Origin of the sequence: Micromonospora sp. DT53 (assembly GCF_049841535.1) — a bacterium.
In the GTDB taxonomy this organism is placed as follows: Bacteria; Actinomycetota; Actinomycetes; order Mycobacteriales; family Micromonosporaceae; genus Micromonospora.
The window spans coordinates 193,006-214,819 of sequence record NZ_JBNCKM010000006.1 but is presented as its reverse complement, the minus strand read 5'-3'; the positions used below and the strand labels follow the sequence as shown (position 1 = coordinate 214,819).

Below are 21,814 nucleotides of genomic sequence, written 5' to 3'. Positions count from 1 at the left end.
GGCGTGACTCCCCTCAGGCGGCCAGGTCCAGCTCCCGATCGGCGAGCGGCGTCGGCACGGCAACGGCGGGGGTCACCGTCCGCACCGGCCGCAGCCGGGCCCGCGCCACGGCACCCGCCGTCGGCACCAGGTGTACGGCCGACTCGGCGGCCCGGGCCAGCAACCGCCGATCGGCGTCACGGGCCGGGTGCAGCGCGCCGGCGATCGTCACCGAGACCACCAGCTCCCGCGCCGCGACCACCCGGGCCACCGAGCGCAGCAGGGTGTCCGCACCGAGGAAGGCCGCCGCCGTGGTCGTCGACCCGGTGGCCGCGCATCGATAGGTGAGCCGCAACGGCACCACCGGGCTGCCCGTGTCGATGGCCGCCTGGAACGTCGCGGGCCGGAAACCGCCGCCGGGGCGACAGTCGGTGGCGTCGGTCCCGGCGCACCACGTCGTACCCTCCGGAAAGACCGCCACCGACCGCCCGGCGCGCAGCGCGTCGGCGACCCGACCCACGGTGCTCGGCAGCGCCCGCGGCCGGGAGCGGTCCACGAAGACCGTGCCCGCCGCCGCGGCCAGCAGACCGACCACCGGCCAGGAACGGATCTCCCGCTTCGCGACCATCCGGGTTGGCGCGACCGCCAGCACCGCGAGGATGTCCAGCCAGGAGACGTGGTTGGCGACCAGCAGCGCGCGCCGGCGGGGCAGCCGACCCCGGACCACGAGGCGGACGCCGAAGGCGCGGGCGGTGCCTCGCGCCCAGCCGCTGACCAGCGCCTGCCGTTCCCGGCTGGGGAGCACGGGCAGCAGGACCACCACCGCGATCCCGGCCAGCAGCATGCCGAACGCGGCGACCAGCCGGAGCACCCGACGAGCCATCGGCACCGTGGGCACCTCGCCGGCCGCCGGCAGGCAGTCGTCGTCGCAGCCCGAGGAGGGCCGCCACAGGTCGCGCGGCACGGCGGTCACCGCTGCTCCCCGCCCAGGAAGTGCCGCAGGTAGCGCGGGTTCATCCGGTCCAGGGAGAAGAGGACGTAGAAGTCCGCGCACCCGAAATCGCTGTCGTACGACGGCTCGCCGCAGATCCACGCGCCGAGCCGGAGGTAGCCACGCAACAGTGGCGGCACCGCGACCCGTCCGGCCGGGGCGGCGGCGACCGGGCCGGCGGAAGCCGCCTCGGTGAACCAGGGCCGCAACGGGTGAAGCCGCAGCGGCGGCGGCGACAGGTGCCGGTCGCGGGCCTGGGTCCACACCTCGGCGACCGTGCGCCCGCCGTCGGCCACCGGCACCGACGCACAGCCGCCGAGCCAGCGGGAGCCGCGCAGGTGCAGGTACCGGATGATGCCCGCCCACATCAGGTTGATCACCGCGCCGGAGCGATGGTCCGGGTGCACGCAGGACCGACCCGCCTCGACCAGGTCGTCGCGGAGGGGGTCGAGCGGGCTCAGGTCGAACTCGTCCTCGGCGTAGCGTCGGGTGGTGCGCCCCGGCGGCAACAGCCGGTACGTGCCGACCACCTCGCCGGTGCTGTCCTCGCGGACGATCAGGTGGTCGCAGTACGCGTCGAAGGGGTCCACGTCCAATCCGGCCTCGCCGGGTAGGAGGGTGGCGCCGAGCTCGGTGGCGAACACCTCGTGGCGCAGGCGTTGCGCGGCCGCGACCTGGGTGGGGTCGTCGGCGATCAGCAGGGTGTATCCGCTGGTCTTCAGGGGTGTGCCAGCGGCATGCAGAACGGCCATGGGATCTGTGTAGGTGCCCGGGTTGCCATCCACGGGGACCACTGGTGTCGATCGGATGAACGGCGGCAGGCGAGACCGCTGGCGAGGCCCGGCGGCGACCGTGCGAGGCTGCCCGGGCAGGCTGGCGAAGGCGCCGACACGCACCATCGGAGGTCGACGATGCGCATCGAGTCCCGCTACAACGGGCCCGCCGGCTCCGGCAACGGTGGCTGGAGCGCGGGGGTCTTCGCCGCCGAGGCGGGCGGTGGGCCGGTCGAGGTGACGCTGCGTCGGCCACCACCGCTGGAGACCGACCTGACCCTGCTCGACGGCGAGGTCCGGGACCCGGCCGGCGAACTGGTGGCCGAGGTGCGCCCGGCCGGGGTGATCGATGCCGTCGTACCCCCTGTGGACCTGGACACGGCGGTGGCTGCCGCGACCCGCTACCCCGGCCTGGTCGAGCATCCGTTCCCCGACTGTTACGTCTGCGGGCCGCAGCGGGCCGACGGGCTGCGGATCTTCCCCGGCCGGCTGCCCGATGGCCGGACGGCCGCGCCGTTCCGCGCGCCCGCGCAGGTCAGCGGCGCCACGGTCTGGGCGGCGCTGGACTGCCCCGGCGGTTGGGCGGTGCTCGCGCCGGGCCGCCCGTACCTGCTGGGCCGGATCGCCGCCGTGGTCACGGCGCTGCCCCGGCCGGGCGACGAGTGCGTGGTGACCGGCGCGTTGCTGCGCGTCGATGGACGCAAGGCGCTCGTGCACACCAGCCTGTACGCCCCGGACGGCGCGTTGCTCGGCGCGGCTCGGGCAACCTGGATCGCCAGCTGAACCGGGCCGTCGTCCGCAGGGATGACAGGCCTCCACCCCGCGACGGAGGCGAACGTACCGATCGCGCCTGATTGACCTTGTTGCCACGGGCCGTCACGCTGTGCCACGGCGTACCTCTACGCCACACACGGGAGGAGAACGATGACTGACGGGCAGCGAAGCCCCACCAGCGACGGTCAGATCGTGGTGTCCGGTCTGACGAAGCAGTACAAGAGCGTCCGGGCGGTGAACAACCTGTCCTTCACCGTGGCGCCGGGACGGGTGACCGGCTTCCTCGGCCCGAACGGCGCCGGCAAGACCACCACGCTGCGCATGCTGCTGAACCTGGTCACGCCGACCGCCGGCACGGCCACCATCAGCGGCCAGCGGTACGCCGACCTCAGCGACCCGCTGCGGCAGGTCGGCGCGGTGCTGGAGGCGTCCAGCGCGCACAAGGGCCGCACCGGCATCAACCACCTGCGGGTCATCTGCGCGGCGGCCGGGCTGCCCAAGCAGCGGGCCGACGAGGCGTTGGCCCTGGTCGGGTTGACCCCGGCGGCGAAGCGCAAGTTCAAGGGTTACTCGCTGGGCATGAAGCAGCGGCTCGGCATCGCCGCCGCGATGCTCGGTGACCCCCGCGTGCTGATCCTCGACGAGCCGGCCAACGGGCTGGACCCGGAGGGCATCCGGTGGATGCGTGGGTTCCTCAAGAACCTCGCCCACGAGGGCCGTACGGTGCTGGTCTCCAGTCACCTGCTGTCGGAGATGCAGCTGCTCGCCGACGACGTGGTGATCATCGCGGCCGGTCAGTTGGTCCGGCAGGGTCCGGTCGAGCAGGTGCTCGGGTCGATGGCGCAGGGCGCCCGGGTCCGGGTCCGCACCCCGCAGGCCGAGGCGCTGACCGCCGCCCTGAAGGCGCAGTCGGCGACCATCGAGACCGACGAGCACGGCGTGCTGCTGGTCGGCGGGGTGGACGCCCCGACGATCGGTCGGTCCGCCCTCGCGGCCGGGGTCGAGCTGCACGAACTGACCACCGAACGGCCCGATCTGGAACGGGTCTTCCTGGAGCTGACGGCCGGAAAGGCGGGCATCCGATGAACCTGGTCCGATCCGAGCTACTCAAGATCCGTACCACCAACACCTGGTGGATCTTCGCGCTGATCAGCCTGCCGCTCTGGGCGCTCACCCTGCTCATCAACTGGTTGCAGGCCGACACCCTGACCAACGGGAGCCTCAGCGACGTGCCGGCCGACCAGGCCGACACCCTGGCGGCGGCGGCCCAACCGGACGCCCTGTCGTCGAACCTGTTCACCACCGGGCAGTTCTTCGGTCTGCTGATCGTGATGCTGCTCGGCATCATCGTGGTGACGAGCGAGTTCTTCCACCAGACGGTCACCACCACGTTCCTCACCAACCCGCACCGCACCGCCGTGATGAGCGCCAAGCTGGTCGCGGCCGGCGTGCTGGCGCTGCTGTTCTGGCTGGTGACCACCGCGTTCAACCTGGTCGCCGGTTCGGCGGTGCTGAGCGCGATCGGGATGGACTCGCAACTGGGCAACGACGCGGCCTGGCGGGCGATCGGGTTGAACCTGCTCGCGTACCTGCTCTGGGCGGTGTTCGGCGTCGGCATCGGCGTGCTGATCCGCAGCCAGATCGGCGCCACCGTGACCGGCATCCTGCTCTACCTGGGCGGCTCGATCGGCGCCATCGTGGTGATCAGCATCCTGGCCGAGCGCTGGGGTGACTGGATCAACAACCTGCAACTGCTGGTGCCGTCGCTGGCCTCGTCGCTGATGGTCACCGGGGCGGACATCCCCGGCAACCCGCCCCGCTGGGCCGGCGCCGCCGTGCTCATCGGGTACGCGGTGGTGACCGGCGTGGTCGGCACCCTGCTGATGCGTCGACGCGACATCTCCTGACCGTTCCGGGGTGGCGGCACGCCCGCCACCCCGGAACCCTTAGCAGTCGTCGACGGAGCACGCAGGCGTTGCCGAACTTCTGGCATCTTCTGTGAAACCGGCCACGGCACCGAGGCGGAAATGCCTGCGGGATCGGTACGGCGTAGCCTGGGAGTCGTCCAGTGCGTGCTCCTAATCGGGCGCGACGGGACACACCGCGTGCCACACAAACCCGCGTGAAAGAGGCGATTACCGGCCGTGTCGACCCAGCAGACTTCGCAGGAGAACCCACTGGCGGGTTTCGGCCCGAATGAGTGGATCGTCGAGGAGATGTACCAGCGTTACCTCGCTGACCCATCGAGCGTCGATTCGGCCTGGCACGACTTCTTCGCCGACTACCGACCGGCACCTGGCGCGGCCACCCCGCGCGGCGCCGAATCGTCGGGCAAGCCCGGCGCCGCTCCCGAGCCGGACGGCCAGCCGGAGGCAGCGGCCACGGTCGCCCAGCCGAGCGCCCCGGCCAAGCCGGCGACCGCGAGCAAGCCGGCCGCCGCCCAGTCGGCGCCGGCCAAGCCCGCCGCCCCGGCCGCCGCGCCCAAGGCCACGCCGGAGAAGACCGCCCCGGCCAAGCCGGCCGCCAAGGCCGCCGCGCCGAGCGCCGACGGCCCGCAGACCACGCCGTTGCGGGGCGTCGCCGCCAAGATCGTCCAGAACATGGACGCCTCGCTGAGCGTGCCCACCGCGACAAGCGTGCGCGCGGTCCCGGCCAAGCTGCTCGTGGACAACCGCATCGTGATCAACAACCACCTCGCCCGCGGGCGAGGCGGCAAGGTCAGCTTCACCCACCTGGTCGGTTACGCGATGGTCCGGGCGCTGGTCCAGCACCCCGAGATGAACAACTCCTTCGCCGAGGCCAACGGCAAGCCGGCGGTGGTCCGCCCGGCGCACGTCAACCTCGGCATCGCGATCGACCTGGCCAAGCCGGACGGCAGCCGCAACCTGGTGGTCCCCTCCATCAAGGGCTGCGAGCAGATGGACTTCCGGCAGTTCTGGCAGGCGTACGAGGACGTGGTCCGACGGGCGCGGCGCAACGAGCTGACCATGGACGACTACTCCGGCACCACGATCTCGCTGACCAACCCGGGCGGCATCGGCACGGTGCACTCGATGCCGCGGCTCATGCAGGGGCAGAGCGCGATCATCGGCGTCGGCGCGATGGAGTACCCGGCCCCCTACCAGGGGATGTCCGAGGCGACCCTCGCCGAGCTGGCGGTCAGCAAGATCATCACGCTGACCAGCACGTACGACCACCGGATCATCCAGGGCGCGCAGTCCGGCGAGTTCCTCAAGGTGATGCACGAGCTGATCCTGGGCGAGCACGGTTTCTACGACCAGATCTTCACCGCGCTGCGCATCCCGTACGAGCCGGTGCGCTGGATGCGCGACGTGGCGGTCAACTCCGAGGGTCAGATCAACAAGACCGCCCGGGTGCACGAGCTGATCCACGCGTACCGGGTGCGCGGTCACCTGATGGCCGACACCGACCCGCTGGAATTCAAGATCCGCAAGCACCCCGACCTGGACGTCCTCCAGCACGGGCTCACCCTGTGGGACCTGGACCGCGAGTTCCCGGTCAACGGCTTCGCCGGCCGGCAGCGGATGAAGCTGCGCGAGATCCTGGGCGTGCTGCGCGACTCGTACTGCCGCCGGGTCGGCATCGAGTACATGCACATCCAGGACCCGGAAGAGCGACGCTGGGTCCAGGAACGCATCGAGCGCAAGTACGAGAAGCCGTCCGCCGACGAGCAGAAGCACGTGCTCAACCGGCTCAACGCCGCCGAGGCGTTCGAGACCTTCCTGCAGACGAAGTACGTCGGCCAGAAGCGCTTCTCGCTGGAGGGTGGCGAGTCGCTGATCCCGCTGCTCGGTGAGGTGCTGGAGTCCTCCGCCGAGAACGGGCTGGACGAGGTCGTCATCGGCATGGCCCACCGGGGTCGACTCAACGTGCTGGCCAACATCGTCGGCAAGCCGTACGAGAAGATCTTCTCGGAGTTCGAGGGCCACCTGGACCCGCGCTCCACGCAGGGCTCCGGGGACGTGAAATACCACCTGGGTCAGAACGGCAAGTTCACCACCCCGGACGGCGAGCACGCGGTCAAGGTGTCGGTGGTGGCCAACCCGTCGCACCTGGAGGCGGTCGACCCGGTGCTGGAGGGCATCGTCCGGGCCAAGCAGGACCGGATCGACCTCAAGCTGGAGGGCTACACCGTGCTGCCGCTGGCGGTGCACGGTGACGCCGCCTTCGCCGGGCAGGGCGTGGTCGCCGAGACGCTCAACCTGTCGCAGCTGCGTGGCTACCGCACCGGTGGCACCGTGCACGTCGTGGTCAACAACCAGGTCGGCTTCACCACCGCCCCGGAGTACAGCCGGTCCAGCCTCTACAGCACCGACGTGGCCCGGATGATCCAGGCGCCGATCTTCCACGTGAACGGCGACGACCCGGAGGCCGTGGTCCGGGTGGCCCGGCTGGCCTTCGAATACCGGCAGACGTTCAACAAGGACGTCGTGATCGACATGGTCTGCTACCGCCGACGCGGGCACAACGAGGGCGACGACCCGTCGATGTCCAACCCTCAGATGTACAAGATCATTGACTCGAAGCGCTCGGTCCGCAAGCTCTACACCGAGGAGCTGATCGGTCGCGGCGACATCACCGTGGAGGACGCGGAGGAGCTGCTGCGCGACTACCAGGCGCAGCTGGAGAAGGTCTTCAAGGCCACCCGGGACGCCGCCTCGGCACCGCGCCAGCTCAACCGGCCGCGCCGCGAGGAGGAGCCGGAGCCGCAGGTCGACACCGCCACCGACGCGTCGGTGGTCAAGGCCGTCGGCGAGGCGCACATCAACCTGCCGGAGGGCTTCACCCCGCACAAGCGGATCCAGCAACTGCTGGACCGGCGGGCCAAGATGTCCGTCGAGGGCAACATCGACTGGGGCTTCGGCGAGATCATCGCGCTCGGGGCGCTGCTGCACGACGGGGTCACCGTCCGGCTCGCCGGCCAGGACTCGCGTCGCGGCACGTTCGTCCAACGGCACGCCTCGGTGGTCGACTCCCGCACCGGCGACGACTACCTGCCGCTGAAGTCACTCACCGGCGACGGCGACCGCTCGCGGTTCTTCGTGCACGACTCGCTGCTCAGCGAGTACGCGGCGATGGGCTTCGAGTACGGCTACTCGGTGGAGAACATCAACGCCCTCGTCGCCTGGGAGGCCCAGTTCGGCGACTTCGTCAACGGCGCCCAGTCGGTGATCGACGAGTTCATCTCGTCCGGTGAGGTGAAGTGGGGCCAGCGCTCCGCCATCACCCTGCTGCTGCCGCACGGCCACGAGGGTCAGGGCCCGGACCACACCTCCGGGCGGCCGGAGCGGTTCCTGCAGATGTGCGCCGAGGACAACATGCGGGTGTCCATCCCGACCACCCCGGCGAACTACTTCCACCTGCTGCGCCGTCAGGCCCTGTCGCCCAAGCGCAAGCCGCTCGTGGTGTTCACGCCGAAGTCGCTGCTGCGGCACAAGCTCTGCGTCTCGTCGGTGGAGGACTTCACCACCGGCACCTTCCAGCCGGTGCTGCGCGACACGGCGGCCCCGGCACCGGAGGCGGTGAAGCGGGTGCTGCTCTGCTCGGGCAAGGTCTACTACGACCTGTTCCAGGCCCGGCAGGAGCGTGGCGTCACCGACACCGCGATCATCCGGCTTGAGCAGCTGTACCCGCTGCCGGTGGAGGAGATCCGGGCCGCCCTCGCGGAGTTCCCGAACGCGGAGGACTTCGCCTGGGTGCAGGAGGAGCCGGCCAACCAGGGTGGCTGGTCGTTCGTCGCGCTCAACCTGCTGGAGCACCTCACGGACGTTCGGCTGCGGCGGATCTCCCGCCCGGCTGCGGCCGCCCCGGCGGTCGGCTCGGCCAAGACCCACGAGGTCGAGCAGAACGCGCTGATCGAGGCGGCTCTCCCCCGCCCGTGACCTGAGCTGAGCACGGAAGCCGGGGCAGGGCCGTCTCACCACGGCCCTGCCCCGGCTCTCGTCGGGCCGCACGGCCGACCGGGCCGGCCGGTGCCGGCCGATCCATCCGCCCATCCGCCCGGCCCAAGCCGGGTCGAGCACAAGGACGTACCGATGTACTTCACCGACCGTGGCATCGAGGAGCTGGTCGAGCGCCGGGGCGAAGAGCAGGTCACGCTGGAGTGGCTGGGCGAGCGCCTGCGCGACTTCGTAGACCTCAACCCCGACTTCGAAACCCCCATCGAGCGCCTGGCAACCTACCTAGCCCGCCTAGACGACCCCGACGACGAAGACGCCTAACCCGTTCCGCACCGGGTGATCAAGAAGTTTCGGTCACGATGGGGGTCGGAGTTGACGCAAACTTCTTGATCAACGGGCGGGGGGGTGGGGCTGTGGCCCGAAGTGTGTATCTGACGAGCGTGGGGTCTGGCGGGGGGAAGTCGACGGTTGCCCTCGGGTTGGCGGAGTTGCTGTCCCGCCAGGTCGGGCGGATCGGCGTGTTCCGGCCGCTGGTGGCCGACACCGGCCAGGATCCGATCCTCGCCCTGCTGAGTGAGCGGTACCGGGTCGAGGTGCCGCTGTCCGAGCTGGCCGGGGCGAGCTACTCCGACGCTGCGGCGCTGGTCGCCGACGGCCGACGGGAGGAGCTGATCTCCGCGATCGTCGAGCGCTACCGGGCGGTGGAGCGGCAGTGCCCGGCGGTGGTCGTGGTGGGCAGCGACTTCGACGACCCGGGCGATCCGGCCCGCCCCCGGCAGTTGGCCTTCAACGCCCGGCTGGCCACCGAGTTCGGCAGCGTGGTGGTGCCTGTGGTGGACGGCTTCGGGCAGGAGCCGGCGGCTGTCGCGTCGGCGGTGCGGGGGGCGTACCACGATCTGGCCGACCTGGGCGCGACGGTGCTCGCCGTGATCGCCAACCGGGTGCCCGGGCCGATGACGCTGCCCGACCTGCCGGTCCCCGCGTACGCCATCCCGGAGGTGCCGAGCGTGTCGGCGCCGACGGTGGCCGAGGTGGCGGCGGCGCTCGGCGCCACCCTGTTGGCCGGGGACGACGCCGCGCTCGGTCGCGACGTGCTGGACTTCGTGGTCGGCGCGGCGCACGTGCCGACCCTGCTGGGCCACCTCACCGAGGGCGCCCTGGTGATCACCCCCGGGGACCGCGCCGACCTGCTCGTCGCCGCGAGCGCCGCGCACGTGGCCGGGCAGGTGTCGGTGGCCGGGCTGGTCCTCACCCTCGGCGAGCAGCCCGACCCCAGGGTCATGCGGCTGGTGGAGGGGCTGAACACCGGGCTGGCGGTGCTGTCCGTAGGCAGCGACAGCTACGACACGGTGGCCGCGTCCAGTCGGATCGAGGGCCGGCCCAGCACGGCGAACCCGCGCAAGGTGGAGGCCGCGCTCGGCGCGTTCGAACGTTGTGTGGACACCGACGACCTGGCCCGTCGGCTGCGGGTCAGCCGGTCGGCGCGGGTCACCCCACTGATGTTCGAGAACGAGCTGATCGACCGGGCCCGCTCGAAGCCCCGGCACCTCGTGCTGCCGGAGGGCACCGACGAGCGGATCCTGCGCGCGGCGGAGATCCTGCTGCGCCGTGGAGTGGCCGAGCTGACGGTGCTCGGCCGGCCGGACGACATCGCCCGGCGCACCCGGGAGCTGGGCATCGACCTCGGCGACGCGCACGTGGTCGACCCGGGCACCAGCGGGTGGCGCGACGAGTTCGCCGCCGAGTACGCCCGGTTGCGCGCCCACCGTGGTGTCACCGCCGAATTGGCGCACGACGTCGTGGCGCAGCCCAACTACTTCGGCACCCTGATGGTGGCCACCGGCCGGGCCGACGGCATGGTCTCCGGCGCGACGCACACCACCGCCGCGACCATCCGGCCGGCGTTCGAGATCATCCGTACGCTGCCGGACGTCTCGGTGGCCTCCAGCGTCTTCTTCATGCTGCTCGCCGACCGGGTGCTGGTCTACGGCGACTGCGCGGTCAACCGCGACCCGGACGCGGCCCAGCTAGCCGACATCGCGATCTCGTCGGCCGACACCGCCGCCCGGTTCGGCATCGAACCCCGGGTGGCCATGCTGTCGTACTCCACCGGCAGCTCCGGCGCCGGCGCGGACGTGGAGAAGGTCGCCGCGGCCACCGCGCTGGTCCGGGAACGCCGACCCGACCTGCTGGTCGAGGGACCCATCCAGTACGACGCGGCGATCGACCCGGCGGTGGCGGCGACGAAGCTGCCCGGCAGCCCGGTCGCCGGTCACGCCACGGTCTTCATCTTTCCGGACCTGAACACCGGCAACAACACGTACAAGGCGGTGCAGCGCTCCGCCGGGGCGGTCGCCGTCGGCCCGGTCATGCAGGGCCTGCGGCGACCGGTGAACGACCTGTCCCGGGGCGCGTTGGTGCCGGACATCGTCAACACGGTGGCGATCACCGCCATCCAGGCGGCCACCGAGGAGGCGTCGTGAGTCGGGTGCTGGTGCTCAACTGCGGGTCGTCGTCGGTGAAGTGGCGCCGCTACGACGGTGACCGGGCACTGGACCACGGGACCGTCGAGCGGATCGGTGAGCCGGGCGGCGGCCCGGCCGACCACGCCGACGCGGTACGGCAGGTCCTGGACGGTCTGGACCTCACCGGGCTGGCGGCGGTCGGGCACCGGGTGGTGCACGGTGGCCGGACGTTCAGCGCGCCGGTGCTTGTCGACGACGCGGTCCTGGCCGCGATCAAGGATCTGGTGCCGCTCGCCCCGCTGCACAATCCGGCCAACCTGGCCGGCATCGAGGTGGCCCGCGCGGCACTGCCGGACGTCCCGCAGGTCGCCGTCTTCGACACCGCGTTCCACCACACCCTGCCGGAGGCCGCCGCGACGTACGCGATCGACCGGGACACGGCCGAACGGTACGACATCCGCCGGTACGGCTTCCACGGCACCTCACACGCGTACGTGTCCCGGCGCACCGCCGAACTGCTGGGCCGCCCGTACGAGCAGGTCAACACGATCACCCTGCACCTGGGCAACGGGGCCAGCGCCTGCGCGGTGCAGAACGGTCGCAGCGTCGCCACGTCGATGGGCATGTCCCCGTTGCAGGGGTTGGTGATGGGCACCCGCAGCGGCGACGTGGACCCGACCGTGATCTTCCATCTACGCCGGGAGGGCGGGCTGTCGGTGGACGACATCGACGACCTGCTCAACCACCGCAGCGGCCTGCTCGGGCTGACCGGCGTCAACGACATGCGCGAGGTGCTCGAACGCCGGGCGGCCGGTGACGGGGCGGCGGCGCTGGCCTTCGACGTCTACTGCCGGCGCATCACCGGCTACGTCGGGGCGTACTACGCGCTGCTCGGCAGGGTCGACGCGATCGCCTTCACCGCCGGGGTCGGCGAGCACGCCGCGCCGGTGCGGGCCGCCGCCCTGGCCGGTCTGGGCCGGCTCGGCATCACCGTGGACGACGCCCGCAACCACGGCGACGGCGACCGGTTGATCTCGCCCGACGGCGCCGAGGTGAGCGTCTGTGTCATCCGCACCGACGAGGAGCGGGAGATCGCCCGGCAGACCCGGGACGTGGTCGGCGCGGCCGGACGCCACTGAGGCGCGCACCCCCGGGAGGCCCGAGGGTGCGCGCGTAGGTAGAGCCAATTCAGCGAAGACCCCGGCCAGGCGACTTGATCAGCGAACACCCCGGCCAGGCGACTTGATCAGCCGGTCGCCAGCCAGGCGACGAGTGCCACCAGCACGACGACGACCACTGCCGCGCCGATGATGAGCGGCAGGCGGGACGGGGCGTCCGTCGGCGCCGTAGCCTCCGGCGTCTGGTTGAAGGCGCGGAACGCCTCGGTGTTGCCGCTGGGGTCCGTGTAGTTCTCAGGCATGTCGGTGACCCTAGCGAAGCTGGCCACGCGGCACCGTCCCCGGCCCACGGCGTTCCCGGGGGTGGACCCGGCCGGCGGAGGTGACACCCGACCGGGTGGCGGGCGCACCCGAGCCGGACGGCGGGGTCGCTACGCCCGGCCGGGCACCTACCGTGGAACGATGGGGGCGGGCCTACTACTGGCCGACGTCGGCACGTCGAGCGCCCGAGGGGTCGTACGCCGTCGGCGTGCGTACGTTCACCCTCGATCCGCGCTCGGCGCGCCCCCTACCGACGTAGGTACGGTCGTCCGGTGGACGAGCTCGCGCGCCGGCAGTTGGCCAGCATCGCCGAGGTGGTCGCGGTGGCCGGGGCGGAAGGCATCCCGGTGTGGCTACGCGGCGGCTGGGCGATGGACTTCCAACTCGGCGTCGTGACCCGGCCGCACGTCGACGTCGACTGGTACTGCTGGCGCGACGACGCGGACCGGCTGGCCGACCTGCTGCTGGCCCGGGGCTGGGCCCCCGACCCGCGGATGCCTGTGGAGTCGCAGCTCGACCTGTTCGCCGCCGACGTGGAGGTCAGCGTCGCGTACCTGGGTCGGGATGCCGCCGGCCGGCCGACTGTGGGCGCCGGGTCGTGGGCCGGCACCCCGCTGCCCGCCGGGATGCTGGACGCCCCGCCCGGCCGGATCGGCCCGCTCACCGTGCCGACGATCTCGGTGGCGGCCCAGATCGAGTTCAAGCAGATGTACCCGGTCTGGATGCCGGAACGTCCCCGCCGACCGAAGGACGCCGACGATCTGGCTCGGCTGCGTGCCGGTCCTGGTCGAGCAGATCCTCGTACACCCCGACCTTGAACGTGATCAGATCCAGGCACTGGGTGAGCCTGCCGATCTGGGTGGTGACGCGCCCGTGGTGCTCGCGCAGCAGCGCGAGTCGTTCCTCCTCGTTGCCGGCGCCCTCCCGGACGAGGTCGGTGTACCGGCGCAACTCGGGCAGCGGCATGCCGGAGGCGCGAAGGATGATGCAGACGTTCAGCCAGTCCACGTCGTCCTCGGTGTAGCTGCGCCGCCCGCCGGGCCCACGGTGTACCGGGCTGATGAAGAGGCCCTCCTGCTCGTAGAAGCGGAGGGTGTGCACGCTCAAGCCGGTGCGTTCGGCGACCTGTCCGATGCTCAGACTCGCGGTGACCTCGACCATGCCGAGCAGGGTAACGAGGAGTTGACCTAGAGCCGACTCTAGCTCCTAGGGTGCGCGGTGATCGCTACCGAATCAGCCCAAGGAGCATCGACATGCGCTATCGCACCCTCGGCGGCACCGGCATCGAGGTGAGCACCCACTGTCTCGGGACCATGATGTTCGGTGCCGTCGGCAACCCCGACCACGACGATTGTGTCCGCATCATCCACACCGCGCTCGACCAGGGCATCAACGTCATCGACACCGCCGACATGTACGGCCGGGGGGAGTCCGAGGAGATCGTGGGCAAGGCGCTTCGGGGGCGGCGGGACGACGTCGTGCTGGCCACCAAGGTGCACTTTCCGATGGGCGAGGGCCCCAACCAGGGTGGCAACTCGCGGCGGTGGATCCTCAAGGCCGTCGAGGGGAGCCTCCGGCGGTTGAACACCGACTGGATCGACCTTTACCAGCTCCATCGTCCCGACGCCTCGACCGACATCGAGGAGACGCTCTCGGTGCTCACCGACCTCGTCCGCGACGGAAAGATCCGCGCCTTCGGCTGTTCGACGTTCCCGGCCGAGGAGATCGTCGAGGCGCACCAGGTGTCCGAGCGGCGCAACCTCGGACGCCTGCGCACCGAGCAGCCGCCCTACTCGATCCTGGCCCGCGGGGTGGAGGCGTCGACCCTCCCGGTCTGCCAGCGCCACGGCATGGGCGTGCTGGTCTGGAGCCCGCTCGCCTTCGGGTTCCTCAGCGGCAAGTACCGCAGGAATCAACCGATCGACCTGTCGACCGGGCGGGCCGCCCTGCGGCCGGCGCAGTTCGACCCCACGATCGCCGAGAACGCCGCCAAGCTCGACGCCGTCGAGCAGCTCGTCGACCTCGCGGCGAGCATCGGCTGCACGCTTCCGCAGCTCGCCATCGCCTTCACCGTGGCCCATCCGGCCGTGACTTCGGCAATCATCGGACCGCGCACCATGCCGCAACTGGAGGACCTGCTCAAGGGCGCCACGCTCACCCTGGACGACGCGACCCTCGACCGGATCGACGAGATCGTCCCGCCCGGGACGAACCGGTACAACCCCAACGCCGCCTTTCCCCTGCGTGCACTTACCGACACCGCACGACGGCGACGCCCGCTCACCGAACGTGCCGCGGCCTGATCCCGGCCGCGCGGCGTTGGGTGAGCGGGCGGGCACACCGCGTCGAAGTCCCTCGGGTACGCCCGCGGGGCAAGGCACAATCGGATTCATGCCACGTCGCGTGACCCCCGCCCTGTTGGCCAGCGCCGTGCTCATGGCCGGTCTGGTCGGCTGCTCGGCGGACGCCAGGAAGACCGAGGGCCAGCAGGCGCCCGTCGAACCACCGCCCGCCGCCACGCCGACACCGAAGGTCCCCGCCGGTAAGGCCCCGCAGCGCGCCTTCGCGGTAGGCGTACGCCAGTTGAAGCTGAACCGGGACGGCCGCGCGCTGCCGACGACGCTCTGGTACCCGGCGGCCGGCCAGTCCGGCGGCGCGGCCAAGCGGTCGGCGACGGCGGCGGCGGGCCGGTTCCCGGTGGTGATGTTCAGTCACGGCCTCGGTGGGCGGCCGGACGACTACGCCACGCTGCTGACCCGCTGGGCGGCGGCGGGTTTCGTGGTGGCCGCGCCGACGTTCCCGCACACCTCCCGGAACGCGGACAACAACGTCCTCGACGTGCTCAACCAGCCCGCCGACGTGTCGTACGCGTTGGATCAGGTGTTGGCGTTGGACGGCAAGGCCGGCGACGCGTTACGCGGCCGGTTGGACGGCGAGCGGGTGGCCGCGGCCGGGCACTCGGCGGGCGGGGTGACCACCATCGGCCTGTTCACGGCGAGCCGGGACGAGCGACTGGACGCGGGAGTGGTGTTCGCGGGCACGGCGCTCGGCGTGGGCACGGCGTTCGCCGGCGCGGCCGCGCCGCAGTTGTTCGTGCACGGCGAGTTGGACGAGGTGGTCGAGTACGCGGCGGGCCGGGCCGCGTACGACAAGGTGCCCTGGCCGAAGGCGATGCTGAGCCTGCCCAAGGGCGACCACGGGCGGGCGCTGCTCAGCGACGGCGCGACGCTGCGGGTCGTCTCGGACACGTCGGCCGAGTTCCTGCGCTGGTCGCTGTACGGCGACGCGGACGCCAAGAAGCGCATCTCCACCGACGCGACGCGCGGCGACATCGCCACCTTCGACGACCACCTCTGAGGTCCGCCCGCTCCGGCCGCCCAAGATCGCGCAGTAACCAGGAAATAGTGGCCTCCCACGACGCGGAGGCCACTATTTCCATGATGTTGCGCGATCTTGCGACCGAGCCGAGCCGAGCCGCGCCGCGCCGCGCCGCGCCGAGCCGAGCCGCGCCGCGCCGGCGCCGAGCCGAGCCGCGCCGCGCCGGCGCCGGGCCGGGGCCGGCGCGGTGCGCGTCAGGCGGTGTGGTCGATGACGACCTTGCCGAAGGCGTCGCCGGAGTGCAGTCGGGCGAAGGCTTCCTCGACCCGGCTGAACGGGACGACGCTGTCCACCACCGGGCGCACCTCGTTGTCGGAGCAGAACGCCAGCAGCTCGTACAGCTCGCCAGGCGTGCCCATCGAGGTGCCCAGGATCTCCAGCTGCATGGCGAAGACCCGGCGCAGGTTGACCGACGGCTCGTGCCCGGCGGTAGCGCCGGAGACCACGATCCGGGCCATCGGCGCGGCCGACTTCAGCGAGTGGTCGAAGGTGGCCGCGCCGACCGTCTCGATCACCACGTCCACCCGTTCCGGCAACCGGGCGCCGGGCTCCACGGCGGTGGCGCCGAGGGCCGAGATCCGGTCCCGCTTCACGGCGTCGCGGCTGGTCGCGTACACCCGTTTGCCCATCGCGACGGCGAGCGCGACGGCTGCGGTGGCCACGCCGCCGCCCGCGCCCTGGACCAGCACGCTGTCGGCGTCCGCGACGCGGCCCTTGGTGGTCAGCATCCGCCACGCGGTCAGCCAGGCCGTGGGCAGGCACGCCGCGTCGGTGGCCGCCATGCCGTCGGGCAGCGGGATCAGGTTCGACCGGGGTACGGCCACCCGCTCGGCGAGCGTCCCGGCGAAGTGCTCGGAGAGGATGGAGACCCCCCGCGGGTCCCCCGGAGTGACGACCACCGGGTACACGACCACCGGGCGCCCGTCCGGGTCCAGTCCGACGGCGTCGCAGCCGAGGATCATCGGCAGCTGGGCCTCGGTGAGGCCCACCCCGCGCAGCGACCACAGGTCGTGGTGGTTGAGCGAGGTGGCCCGCAGCTCCACTGTCACCCAGTCGTCGGCCGGAGGGGTCGGCTCGGGCCGCTCGCCGACGGTGAGCGCGGCGAGCGGATCGGCGTCGTCGAAACGGGAGGCAAAGGCAGCACGCATGATCGGCACGGTAACAAGCTGAGCGCTCGTTAAGAAGCCGCCCGCACCGGCCGGCGGGCCGTGAGCGGCCCCGGCCCGGCCCGTTACCGGCGGGCGACGCCGTCGCGGCGGGCGGCTTCGGCGACCGCCTCGGCCACGGCTGGCGCGACACGCGGGTCGAGCGGGGACGGAACGATCGCGTCGGCGGTCAGGGACTCCGCCACCACGCCGGCGATGGCGTCCGCGGCGGCGACCTTCATCGCCTCGGTGATCCGGGTGGCACCGGCATCCAGCGCACCGCGGAACACCCCGGGGAAGGCCAGCACGTTGTTGATCTGGTTGGGGTAGTCGCTGCGCCCGGTGGCGACCACCGCGACGTGCCGGGCGGCCACCTCGGGGTGCACCTCGGGGGTCGGGTTCGCCAGCGCGAACACGATCCCGCCGGGCGCCATCCCGGCCACCGCCGCCTCGGGGATCTGGCCGCCGGAGACCCCGATCAGCACGTCCGCGTCGCGCAGCGCCTCGGTGATGTCGCCGTGACGGCCGTCGGCGTTGGTGCTCGCCGCCAGCTCGGCCTTCGTGCCGGTCAGCTCGGTGCGGTGCCGGCCGATGATCCCCTTGGAGTCACAGACCACCACCTGGTCGGGGTCGACGCCCCCGGCGATCAGCATCTTCGTCACGGCCACGCCGGCCGCGCCCGCGCCGCTCACCGCCACCCGCAGGTCACCGAGCTTGCGCTCCAGCAACAGGGCGGCGTTGCGCAGGGCGGCGAGCACCACGATCGCCGTGCCGTGCTGGTCGTCGTGGAAGACCGGGATGTCCAGCGCCTCGTCGAGCCGACGCTCGATCTCGAAGCAGCGCGGCGCGCTGATGTCCTCCAGGTTGATCCCGCCGAACGAGGGCGCCAACGCCCGCACCACCGCGACGATCTCGTCCACGTCCTGGGTGTCCAGGCACACCGGCACCGCGTCCACCCCGGCGAACTGCTTGAACAGCACCGCCTTGCCCTCCATCACCGGCAACGCGGCCCGGGGGCCGATGTTGCCGAGCCCGAGCACCGCCGAACCGTCGGTGACCACCGCGACCGTGTGCGACACCCAGGTGTAGTCGTCCACCAGGGCCGGGTCGGCGGCGATCGCCTCACACACCCGGGCCACCCCCGGGGTGTACGCCAGGGAGAGGTCCTCCCGGCTGGTGAGCGGCACGGTCGAGGTGACGGCCATCTTGCCGCCCCGGTGCAGCAGGAAAACGGGATCAGCGGGGTCCACGGTGGACGAAGACATGGTGGTGACTCCAGGATCTGTCGAGCAGATGTGAGGCGGCCGGGCCCGCCGCGAGGTGGGCGGCGAGCGGTGGCACGCGGTGCGGGGGGTCACCCGGGCACTTTCCGAGCATAGTGTCGACCCCACCCCCCGGATGTGAGCAGGGTCATAACTGGCGACGAGGCACCCGTCCGGGACGCGGCCAGTAGCGGGCCACCACCCGTCCGCGTACGTCGGCCACCCCGTACGCCCGGGAGTCGTCGGTGATCAGCTCGTTGTCCCCGCGCAGCCACCAGCCGCCGTCCTGTGGCCGGACCGCACGCTTCACCACCAGCAGATCGGGCCGGGTCCGGAAGACCGCGACCACCACGTCGCCGGCTCGGATCGGGCGGCCACCGGGACGAACCAGCACCGCGTCGCCGTGGCGCAGGGTCGGGGCCATGGACGGGCCGGTCACCAGAACGGCGGTCAGCGGTCTCCGCAACCGGGGCACCTCAGCCGGGTGATCGGCGACCACTGGTTTCACCTCCACCCCGTTCGGGGAGCATTCCCAGGAGTAATGTCGCCTTTGATCATCGCAAACTTCCCATGGAGGATCCCGATGCGACTTCCGCGCATCCTTGCGCCCCGCGTCACCGCGAGCGCTCACTGCGACCTACCGTGCGGTGTCTACGACCCGGCCCAGGCCCGGATCGAGGCCGAATCGGTCAAAATGATCTGCGAGAAGTACCAGTCGAACACCGACCCGGAGTTCCGCACCCGGGCCATCATCATCAAGGAGCAGCGCGCCGAGCTGGTCAAGCACCACCTCTGGGTGCTGTGGACCGACTACTTCAAGCCGCCGCACTTCGAGAAGTACCCGAACCTGCACAGCCTGTTCAACGAGGCCACCAAGCTCGCCGGCGCCGGTGGCGTCAAGGGCAGCCTCGACCCGGCCACCGCCGACAAGCTGCTCGCCAAGATCGACGAGATCTCGAAGATCTTCTGGGAGACCAAGAAGGCGTGACCTCACCGGTCATCCCGACGATCCGGCCGGCACGTCCCGAGGACGTGCCGGCCGTCGTCGCCATGGTGCACGAGCTGGCCGAGTACGAACGCGCCCCCGAGCAGTGCCACCTCACCGCCGAACAGCTCACCTCGGCCCTGTTCGCGACCGCTCCAGGTCGCGACGTGGCGTCAGACGCGCCGAGCTGGAGCGGTCGGACGACTGCTCCGGCGCTCTTCGGTCACGTCGCGGTGGACGAGCACGACGAGCCGGTCGGCTTCGCGCTGTGGTTCCTCAACTTCTCCACCTGGGCCGGCGTGCACGGCATCTACCTGGAGGATCTCTTCGTCCGGCCGGCCGCCCGGGGCACCGGAGCCGGCCGACTGCTGCTCGCCGCTCTGGCCGACATCTGCGTACGACGCGGCTACCGGCGGCTGGAGTGGTCGATGATCGACTGGAATCCGGCCGCCGGCTTCTACGCCTCGATCGGCGCCGAGCAGATGAGCGAGTGGGTCACCTATCGGCTCAGCGGTGACGCGCTGCGCGAGCTGGCCGACCGTGCCACCACCGCCGGCACGCGTGCGGCCGACTGACCGGGTAGAGTCCCCGACCGGGGGGATGAGGCGTGACTCAACTGACCGGCCAGCCAGCGACCGACGATGACGTGGTGCACCTCACGGTGCCTGCCGACGGCGGTTACCTCGGCGTGCTTCGCACCGCCACCGCCGGCCTCGCGGCCCGGTTGCAGTTCGCGCTCGACGAGATCGAGGATCTGCGGATCGCTGTCGACGAGGCGTGCGCCATGCTGCTCGCCATCGCCACCCGCGACGCCGAGTTGGAGTGCCGCTTCGCGGTCACCGAAGACGCGCTGACCGTCGAGGTGACCGTGCCGACCGTGCGCGGTGCCACCCTGCCCGGCGAGTCGTCCTTCGCCTGGAAGGTGCTCACCGCGCTGACCACCTCGGCGTCCGCCACGTCCGCCGACGGTCGGGCCACGATCGCGCTGCTCACCCGCCGCTCCGGCGGCTACTGACCGGCCCGACACACCGGCGCGGTCACTGGAAGCCGAGCGCACGGGTCGTCGGAGGGCAGATCAGCAGCCAGGCCACGCCCAGGCCGAGCGCCATCACCGGCACGCCCAACCAGCCCAGCCCAGCCTGGATCATGAACCACCCGATCGGCAGCAGCATCAGCTGAAGCACGATCGCGGGGGCCCGTGCGCCCGCCTGACGGCGCAGCAGCGCGCGGCCCAGCGCCCAGAGCGCCACGGCCGCCCCGACGGCGAAAACGGTCACCAGCACCGCCGCCAGCAGGTCGGTGCGGGTGGCCGTGAGGTCTGCCCAGACCAGCCAGACGGCGATCAGCCCGACGACGGCCGCCTCGGCCCACAGCAGCCGGACCGCCCAGCGCAGCGTGACGGGGATCGGCTCCGAGTCGATGGTCACGCGCGCCACGATACCCGGGCTGCCGAGAGGTACAGTGCCGCCCATGCGGGCCGTCCTGGTGGTCAATCCGAAGGCCACCACCACCAGCGAACGCAGCCGGGATGTGCTCGTCCGGGCGCTGCGCAGCGAAGTCGATCTCAGCGTGCGCTACACCCGTCGGCGTGGGCACGCCATGGCGCTGGCCCGGGAGGCAGCCGCGGAGGGGGTCGACCTGGTCGCCACCCTGGGTGGCGACGGCACGGTGAACGAGGTGGTGAACGGCCTGATGACGGCCGAACCGCCGACGCTCGCCGGCGATGCCCCGCTGGCCGAGCGACTGCCCGCGCTGGCGACCGTCCCGGGGGGCTCGACAAACGTGTTCGCCCGCGCGGTGGGTCTGCCCCGGGAGTGGCCGGAGGCGACCAGCATGATCCTGGAAGGACTGCGGCTGGGCCGGAGCCGGACGGTGGGGCTGGGCCGCGCCGACGACCGCTACTTCACCTTCTGCGCCGGGTTCGGCCTGGACGCCGCGGTGATCCACCGGGTGGAGCAGGCCCGGCGCAAGGGGCGGGTGTCCACGCCGTCGCTCTACCTGCGCTCGATCATGAACCAGTACTTCCTCGCCTCGGACCGGCGGCACCCCGCCATCGTCCTGGAGCGTCCGGGCGAGCCGGCAGAGGCCGAGCTGGCCACCGTCATCATCCAGAACACGGCGCCCTGGACGTACCTGGGCGACCGGGAGGTCAACCCGAACCCGGCGGCGTCGTTCGATCTCGGGCTTGATGTGCTGGCGTTGCGTCAGCTCCGGGTGGCTAGCACAACACGGACAGTGACGCAGTTCCTGTCTCGGCAACCCAATCCGCGCGGCCGTCAGGTGTTACGACTCCATGACACAGCGGAGTTCACGCTGGTCTCCAGCCGTCCGCAGGCGTTCCAGCTGGATGGGGACTATCTCGGCGAGCGGGAGAAAGTCAGATTCACCTCCGTTCCCGCCGCACTGAGAGTAATCTGCTAGGTCTCGGGTACTGCCCTTGGTCGACACGGTAGCCACAACCGATCGACTTGGTCGCCGCCACACCGAGGGGCAGGTGCCGGAAATGTCAGCAATGTCACGCGGACTGTACTATATTGATCCTCGACTGTGGCACGGCGGGTAACCAGGAAAGCACTGGAACCCGGACAAATGGGTTGTGGGCTTGCTCACCGCCCGGAGTTTTTCCGAGCGTCACCCTTGACATCACGACTGTTCGTGAAAGTATTCACAAGCGGACTTGAGTTACCGGGACATTGCCTGGA

Annotated in this window: 22 protein-coding genes; 14 read left to right on the top strand and 8 right to left on the bottom strand. The window is 71.4% G+C overall.

The window, feature by feature from the left end; translation table 11 throughout:
* Window positions 1-13: 13 nt before the first annotated feature.
* Both ACLQ3B_RS20490 and ACLQ3B_RS20485 read right to left on the bottom strand, forming a co-directional pair.
* A complete protein-coding gene (locus tag ACLQ3B_RS20490; RefSeq protein ID WP_425782312.1) occupies window positions 14-952 on the bottom strand; it encodes a lysophospholipid acyltransferase family protein in 939 nt (312 codons plus the stop codon).
* Entirely contained in the window at window positions 949-1,722 is a 774-nt protein-coding gene (locus ACLQ3B_RS20485) for a GNAT family N-acetyltransferase (RefSeq protein ID WP_425782311.1), read from the bottom strand. The genes ACLQ3B_RS20490 and ACLQ3B_RS20485 overlap by 4 nt, the downstream gene beginning before the upstream one ends.
* Window positions 1,723-1,881: 159 nt before the next feature.
* On the opposite strand from ACLQ3B_RS20485, the gene ACLQ3B_RS20480 reads away from it, so the two are divergent.
* The 7 genes from ACLQ3B_RS20480 (at window position 1,882) to ACLQ3B_RS20450 (ending at window position 12,042) form a co-directional block, all read left to right on the top strand.
* Window positions 1,882-2,526, top strand: coding sequence for a hypothetical protein (locus tag ACLQ3B_RS20480; RefSeq protein ID WP_425782310.1), 645 nt, complete (start codon window positions 1,882-1,884; stop codon window positions 2,524-2,526).
* A 141-nt stretch (window positions 2,527-2,667) separates the two neighbouring features.
* On the top strand, window positions 2,668-3,603 hold the full coding sequence (locus tag ACLQ3B_RS20475; RefSeq protein ID WP_425782309.1) for an ATP-binding cassette domain-containing protein: 936 nt from the start codon (window positions 2,668-2,670) through the stop codon (window positions 3,601-3,603).
* Window positions 3,600-4,424, top strand: a complete 825-nt coding sequence (locus tag ACLQ3B_RS20470; protein ID WP_425782308.1) for an ABC transporter permease — start codon at window positions 3,600-3,602, stop codon at window positions 4,422-4,424. The genes ACLQ3B_RS20475 and ACLQ3B_RS20470 overlap by 4 nt, the downstream gene beginning before the upstream one ends.
* A gap of 237 nt (window positions 4,425-4,661) precedes the next feature.
* Window positions 4,662-8,420, top strand: a complete 3,759-nt coding sequence (locus tag ACLQ3B_RS20465; RefSeq protein ID WP_425782307.1) for a multifunctional oxoglutarate decarboxylase/oxoglutarate dehydrogenase thiamine pyrophosphate-binding subunit/dihydrolipoyllysine-residue succinyltransferase subunit — start codon at window positions 4,662-4,664, stop codon at window positions 8,418-8,420.
* 153 nt (window positions 8,421-8,573) lie between these two features.
* Window positions 8,574-8,759 (top strand): DUF6104 family protein, encoded by a 186-nt coding sequence (locus ACLQ3B_RS20460; RefSeq protein WP_030490374.1) that lies wholly within the window; start codon window positions 8,574-8,576, stop codon window positions 8,757-8,759.
* A gap of 38 nt (window positions 8,760-8,797) precedes the next feature.
* Complete coding sequence (gene pta, locus ACLQ3B_RS20455; protein ID WP_425782306.1) at window positions 8,798-10,921, top strand: phosphate acetyltransferase; 2,124 nt, start codon at window positions 8,798-8,800, stop codon at window positions 10,919-10,921.
* Window positions 10,918-12,042 carry an acetate/propionate family kinase gene (locus tag ACLQ3B_RS20450; protein ID WP_425782305.1) on the top strand — a complete coding sequence of 375 codons (1,125 nt, stop codon included), beginning with the start codon at window positions 10,918-10,920 and terminating at the stop codon, window positions 12,040-12,042. Before pta ends, ACLQ3B_RS20450 begins: the two co-directional genes overlap by 4 nt.
* Window positions 12,043-12,149: 107 nt before the next feature.
* Here the strand turns inward: ACLQ3B_RS20450 and ACLQ3B_RS20445 are convergent, their stop codons facing one another.
* Entirely contained in the window at window positions 12,150-12,323 is a 174-nt protein-coding gene (locus ACLQ3B_RS20445; protein ID WP_167493012.1) for a hypothetical protein, read from the bottom strand.
* Window positions 12,324-12,614: 291 nt separating this feature from the next.
* On the opposite strand from ACLQ3B_RS20445, the gene ACLQ3B_RS20440 reads away from it, so the two are divergent.
* Window positions 12,615-13,160 carry a nucleotidyltransferase domain-containing protein gene (locus ACLQ3B_RS20440; RefSeq protein ID WP_425782304.1) on the top strand — a complete coding sequence of 182 codons (546 nt, stop codon included), beginning with the start codon at window positions 12,615-12,617 and terminating at the stop codon, window positions 13,158-13,160.
* Here the strand turns inward: ACLQ3B_RS20440 and ACLQ3B_RS20435 are convergent.
* Window positions 13,042-13,503 carry a MerR family transcriptional regulator gene (locus ACLQ3B_RS20435; protein WP_425782303.1) on the bottom strand — a complete coding sequence of 154 codons (462 nt, stop codon included), beginning with the start codon at window positions 13,501-13,503 and terminating at the stop codon, window positions 13,042-13,044. The genes ACLQ3B_RS20440 and ACLQ3B_RS20435 overlap by 119 nt on opposite strands.
* A gap of 92 nt (window positions 13,504-13,595) precedes the next feature.
* Between ACLQ3B_RS20435 and ACLQ3B_RS20430 the strand changes: the two genes are divergently transcribed.
* Entirely contained in the window at window positions 13,596-14,645 is a 1,050-nt protein-coding gene (locus ACLQ3B_RS20430; RefSeq protein WP_425782302.1) for an aldo/keto reductase, read from the top strand.
* An 88-nt stretch (window positions 14,646-14,733) separates the two neighbouring features.
* On the top strand, window positions 14,734-15,699 hold the full coding sequence (locus ACLQ3B_RS20425) for an alpha/beta hydrolase family protein (RefSeq protein ID WP_425782301.1): 966 nt from the start codon (window positions 14,734-14,736) through the stop codon (window positions 15,697-15,699).
* Window positions 15,700-15,914: 215 nt separating this feature from the next.
* Here the strand turns inward: ACLQ3B_RS20425 and ACLQ3B_RS20420 are convergent, their stop codons facing one another.
* From ACLQ3B_RS20420 to ACLQ3B_RS20410, 3 genes are all read right to left on the bottom strand, one after another.
* The gene (locus tag ACLQ3B_RS20420; protein WP_425782300.1) at window positions 15,915-16,877 is read right to left on the bottom strand and encodes a zinc-binding dehydrogenase; all 963 of its coding nucleotides are present in this window, start codon (window positions 16,875-16,877) and stop codon (window positions 15,915-15,917) included.
* A gap of 74 nt (window positions 16,878-16,951) precedes the next feature.
* On the bottom strand, window positions 16,952-18,130 hold the full coding sequence (locus tag ACLQ3B_RS20415) for an NAD(P)-dependent malic enzyme (protein ID WP_425782299.1): 1,179 nt from the start codon (window positions 18,128-18,130) through the stop codon (window positions 16,952-16,954).
* 145 nt (window positions 18,131-18,275) lie between these two features.
* A complete protein-coding gene (locus tag ACLQ3B_RS20410; RefSeq protein WP_425782298.1) occupies window positions 18,276-18,626 on the bottom strand; it encodes a S24/S26 family peptidase in 351 nt (116 codons plus the stop codon).
* A gap of 84 nt (window positions 18,627-18,710) precedes the next feature.
* On the opposite strand from ACLQ3B_RS20410, the gene sodN reads away from it, so the two are divergent.
* The 3 genes from sodN to ACLQ3B_RS20395 are packed head-to-tail and all read left to right on the top strand — an operon-like array spanning window position 18,711 to window position 20,127.
* Window positions 18,711-19,115, top strand: coding sequence for a superoxide dismutase, Ni (gene sodN / locus ACLQ3B_RS20405; RefSeq protein ID WP_030336684.1), 405 nt, complete (start codon window positions 18,711-18,713; stop codon window positions 19,113-19,115).
* The gene (locus ACLQ3B_RS20400) at window positions 19,112-19,687 is read left to right on the top strand and encodes a GNAT family N-acetyltransferase (RefSeq protein WP_425782297.1); all 576 of its coding nucleotides are present in this window, start codon (window positions 19,112-19,114) and stop codon (window positions 19,685-19,687) included. The genes sodN and ACLQ3B_RS20400 overlap by 4 nt, the downstream gene beginning before the upstream one ends.
* A 32-nt stretch (window positions 19,688-19,719) precedes the next feature.
* Window positions 19,720-20,127 (top strand): ATP-binding protein, encoded by a 408-nt coding sequence (locus ACLQ3B_RS20395; RefSeq protein ID WP_196919591.1) that lies wholly within the window; start codon window positions 19,720-19,722, stop codon window positions 20,125-20,127.
* A 22-nt stretch (window positions 20,128-20,149) separates the two neighbouring features.
* Here ACLQ3B_RS20395 and ACLQ3B_RS20390 read toward each other — a convergent pair whose 3' ends face one another.
* A complete protein-coding gene (locus ACLQ3B_RS20390; RefSeq protein WP_425782296.1) occupies window positions 20,150-20,539 on the bottom strand; it encodes a hypothetical protein in 390 nt (129 codons plus the stop codon).
* 43 nt (window positions 20,540-20,582) lie between these two features.
* Between ACLQ3B_RS20390 and ACLQ3B_RS20385 the strand changes: the two genes are divergently transcribed.
* A complete protein-coding gene (locus ACLQ3B_RS20385) occupies window positions 20,583-21,533 on the top strand; it encodes a diacylglycerol/lipid kinase family protein (RefSeq protein ID WP_425782295.1) in 951 nt (316 codons plus the stop codon).
* The last annotated feature ends 281 nt before the right edge of the window (window positions 21,534-21,814 follow it).

Coding starts and splice junctions, on each gene's coding strand:
- ACLQ3B_RS20485 (WP_425782311.1), bottom strand. CDS start 1,722: ATGGCCGTTCTGCATGCCGCTGGCACACCCCTGAAGACCAGCGGATAC.
- sodN (WP_030336684.1), top strand. CDS start 18,711: ATGCGACTTCCGCGCATCCTTGCGCCCCGCGTCACCGCGAGCGCTCAC.
- ACLQ3B_RS20460 (WP_030490374.1), top strand. CDS start 8,574: ATGTACTTCACCGACCGTGGCATCGAGGAGCTGGTCGAGCGCCGGGGC.
- ACLQ3B_RS20470 (WP_425782308.1), top strand. CDS start 3,600: ATGAACCTGGTCCGATCCGAGCTACTCAAGATCCGTACCACCAACACC.
- ACLQ3B_RS20425 (WP_425782301.1), top strand. CDS start 14,734: ATGCCACGTCGCGTGACCCCCGCCCTGTTGGCCAGCGCCGTGCTCATG.
- ACLQ3B_RS20435 (WP_425782303.1), bottom strand. CDS start 13,503: ATGGTCGAGGTCACCGCGAGTCTGAGCATCGGACAGGTCGCCGAACGC.
- ACLQ3B_RS20415 (WP_425782299.1), bottom strand. CDS start 18,130: ATGTCTTCGTCCACCGTGGACCCCGCTGATCCCGTTTTCCTGCTGCAC.
- ACLQ3B_RS20445 (WP_167493012.1), bottom strand. CDS start 12,323: ATGCCTGAGAACTACACGGACCCCAGCGGCAACACCGAGGCGTTCCGC.
- pta (WP_425782306.1), top strand. CDS start 8,798: ATGGGGGTCGGAGTTGACGCAAACTTCTTGATCAACGGGCGGGGGGGT.
- ACLQ3B_RS20475 (WP_425782309.1), top strand. CDS start 2,668: ATGACTGACGGGCAGCGAAGCCCCACCAGCGACGGTCAGATCGTGGTG.
- ACLQ3B_RS20385 (WP_425782295.1), top strand. CDS start 20,583: ATGCGGGCCGTCCTGGTGGTCAATCCGAAGGCCACCACCACCAGCGAA.
- ACLQ3B_RS20430 (WP_425782302.1), top strand. CDS start 13,596: ATGCGCTATCGCACCCTCGGCGGCACCGGCATCGAGGTGAGCACCCAC.
- ACLQ3B_RS20480 (WP_425782310.1), top strand. CDS start 1,882: ATGCGCATCGAGTCCCGCTACAACGGGCCCGCCGGCTCCGGCAACGGT.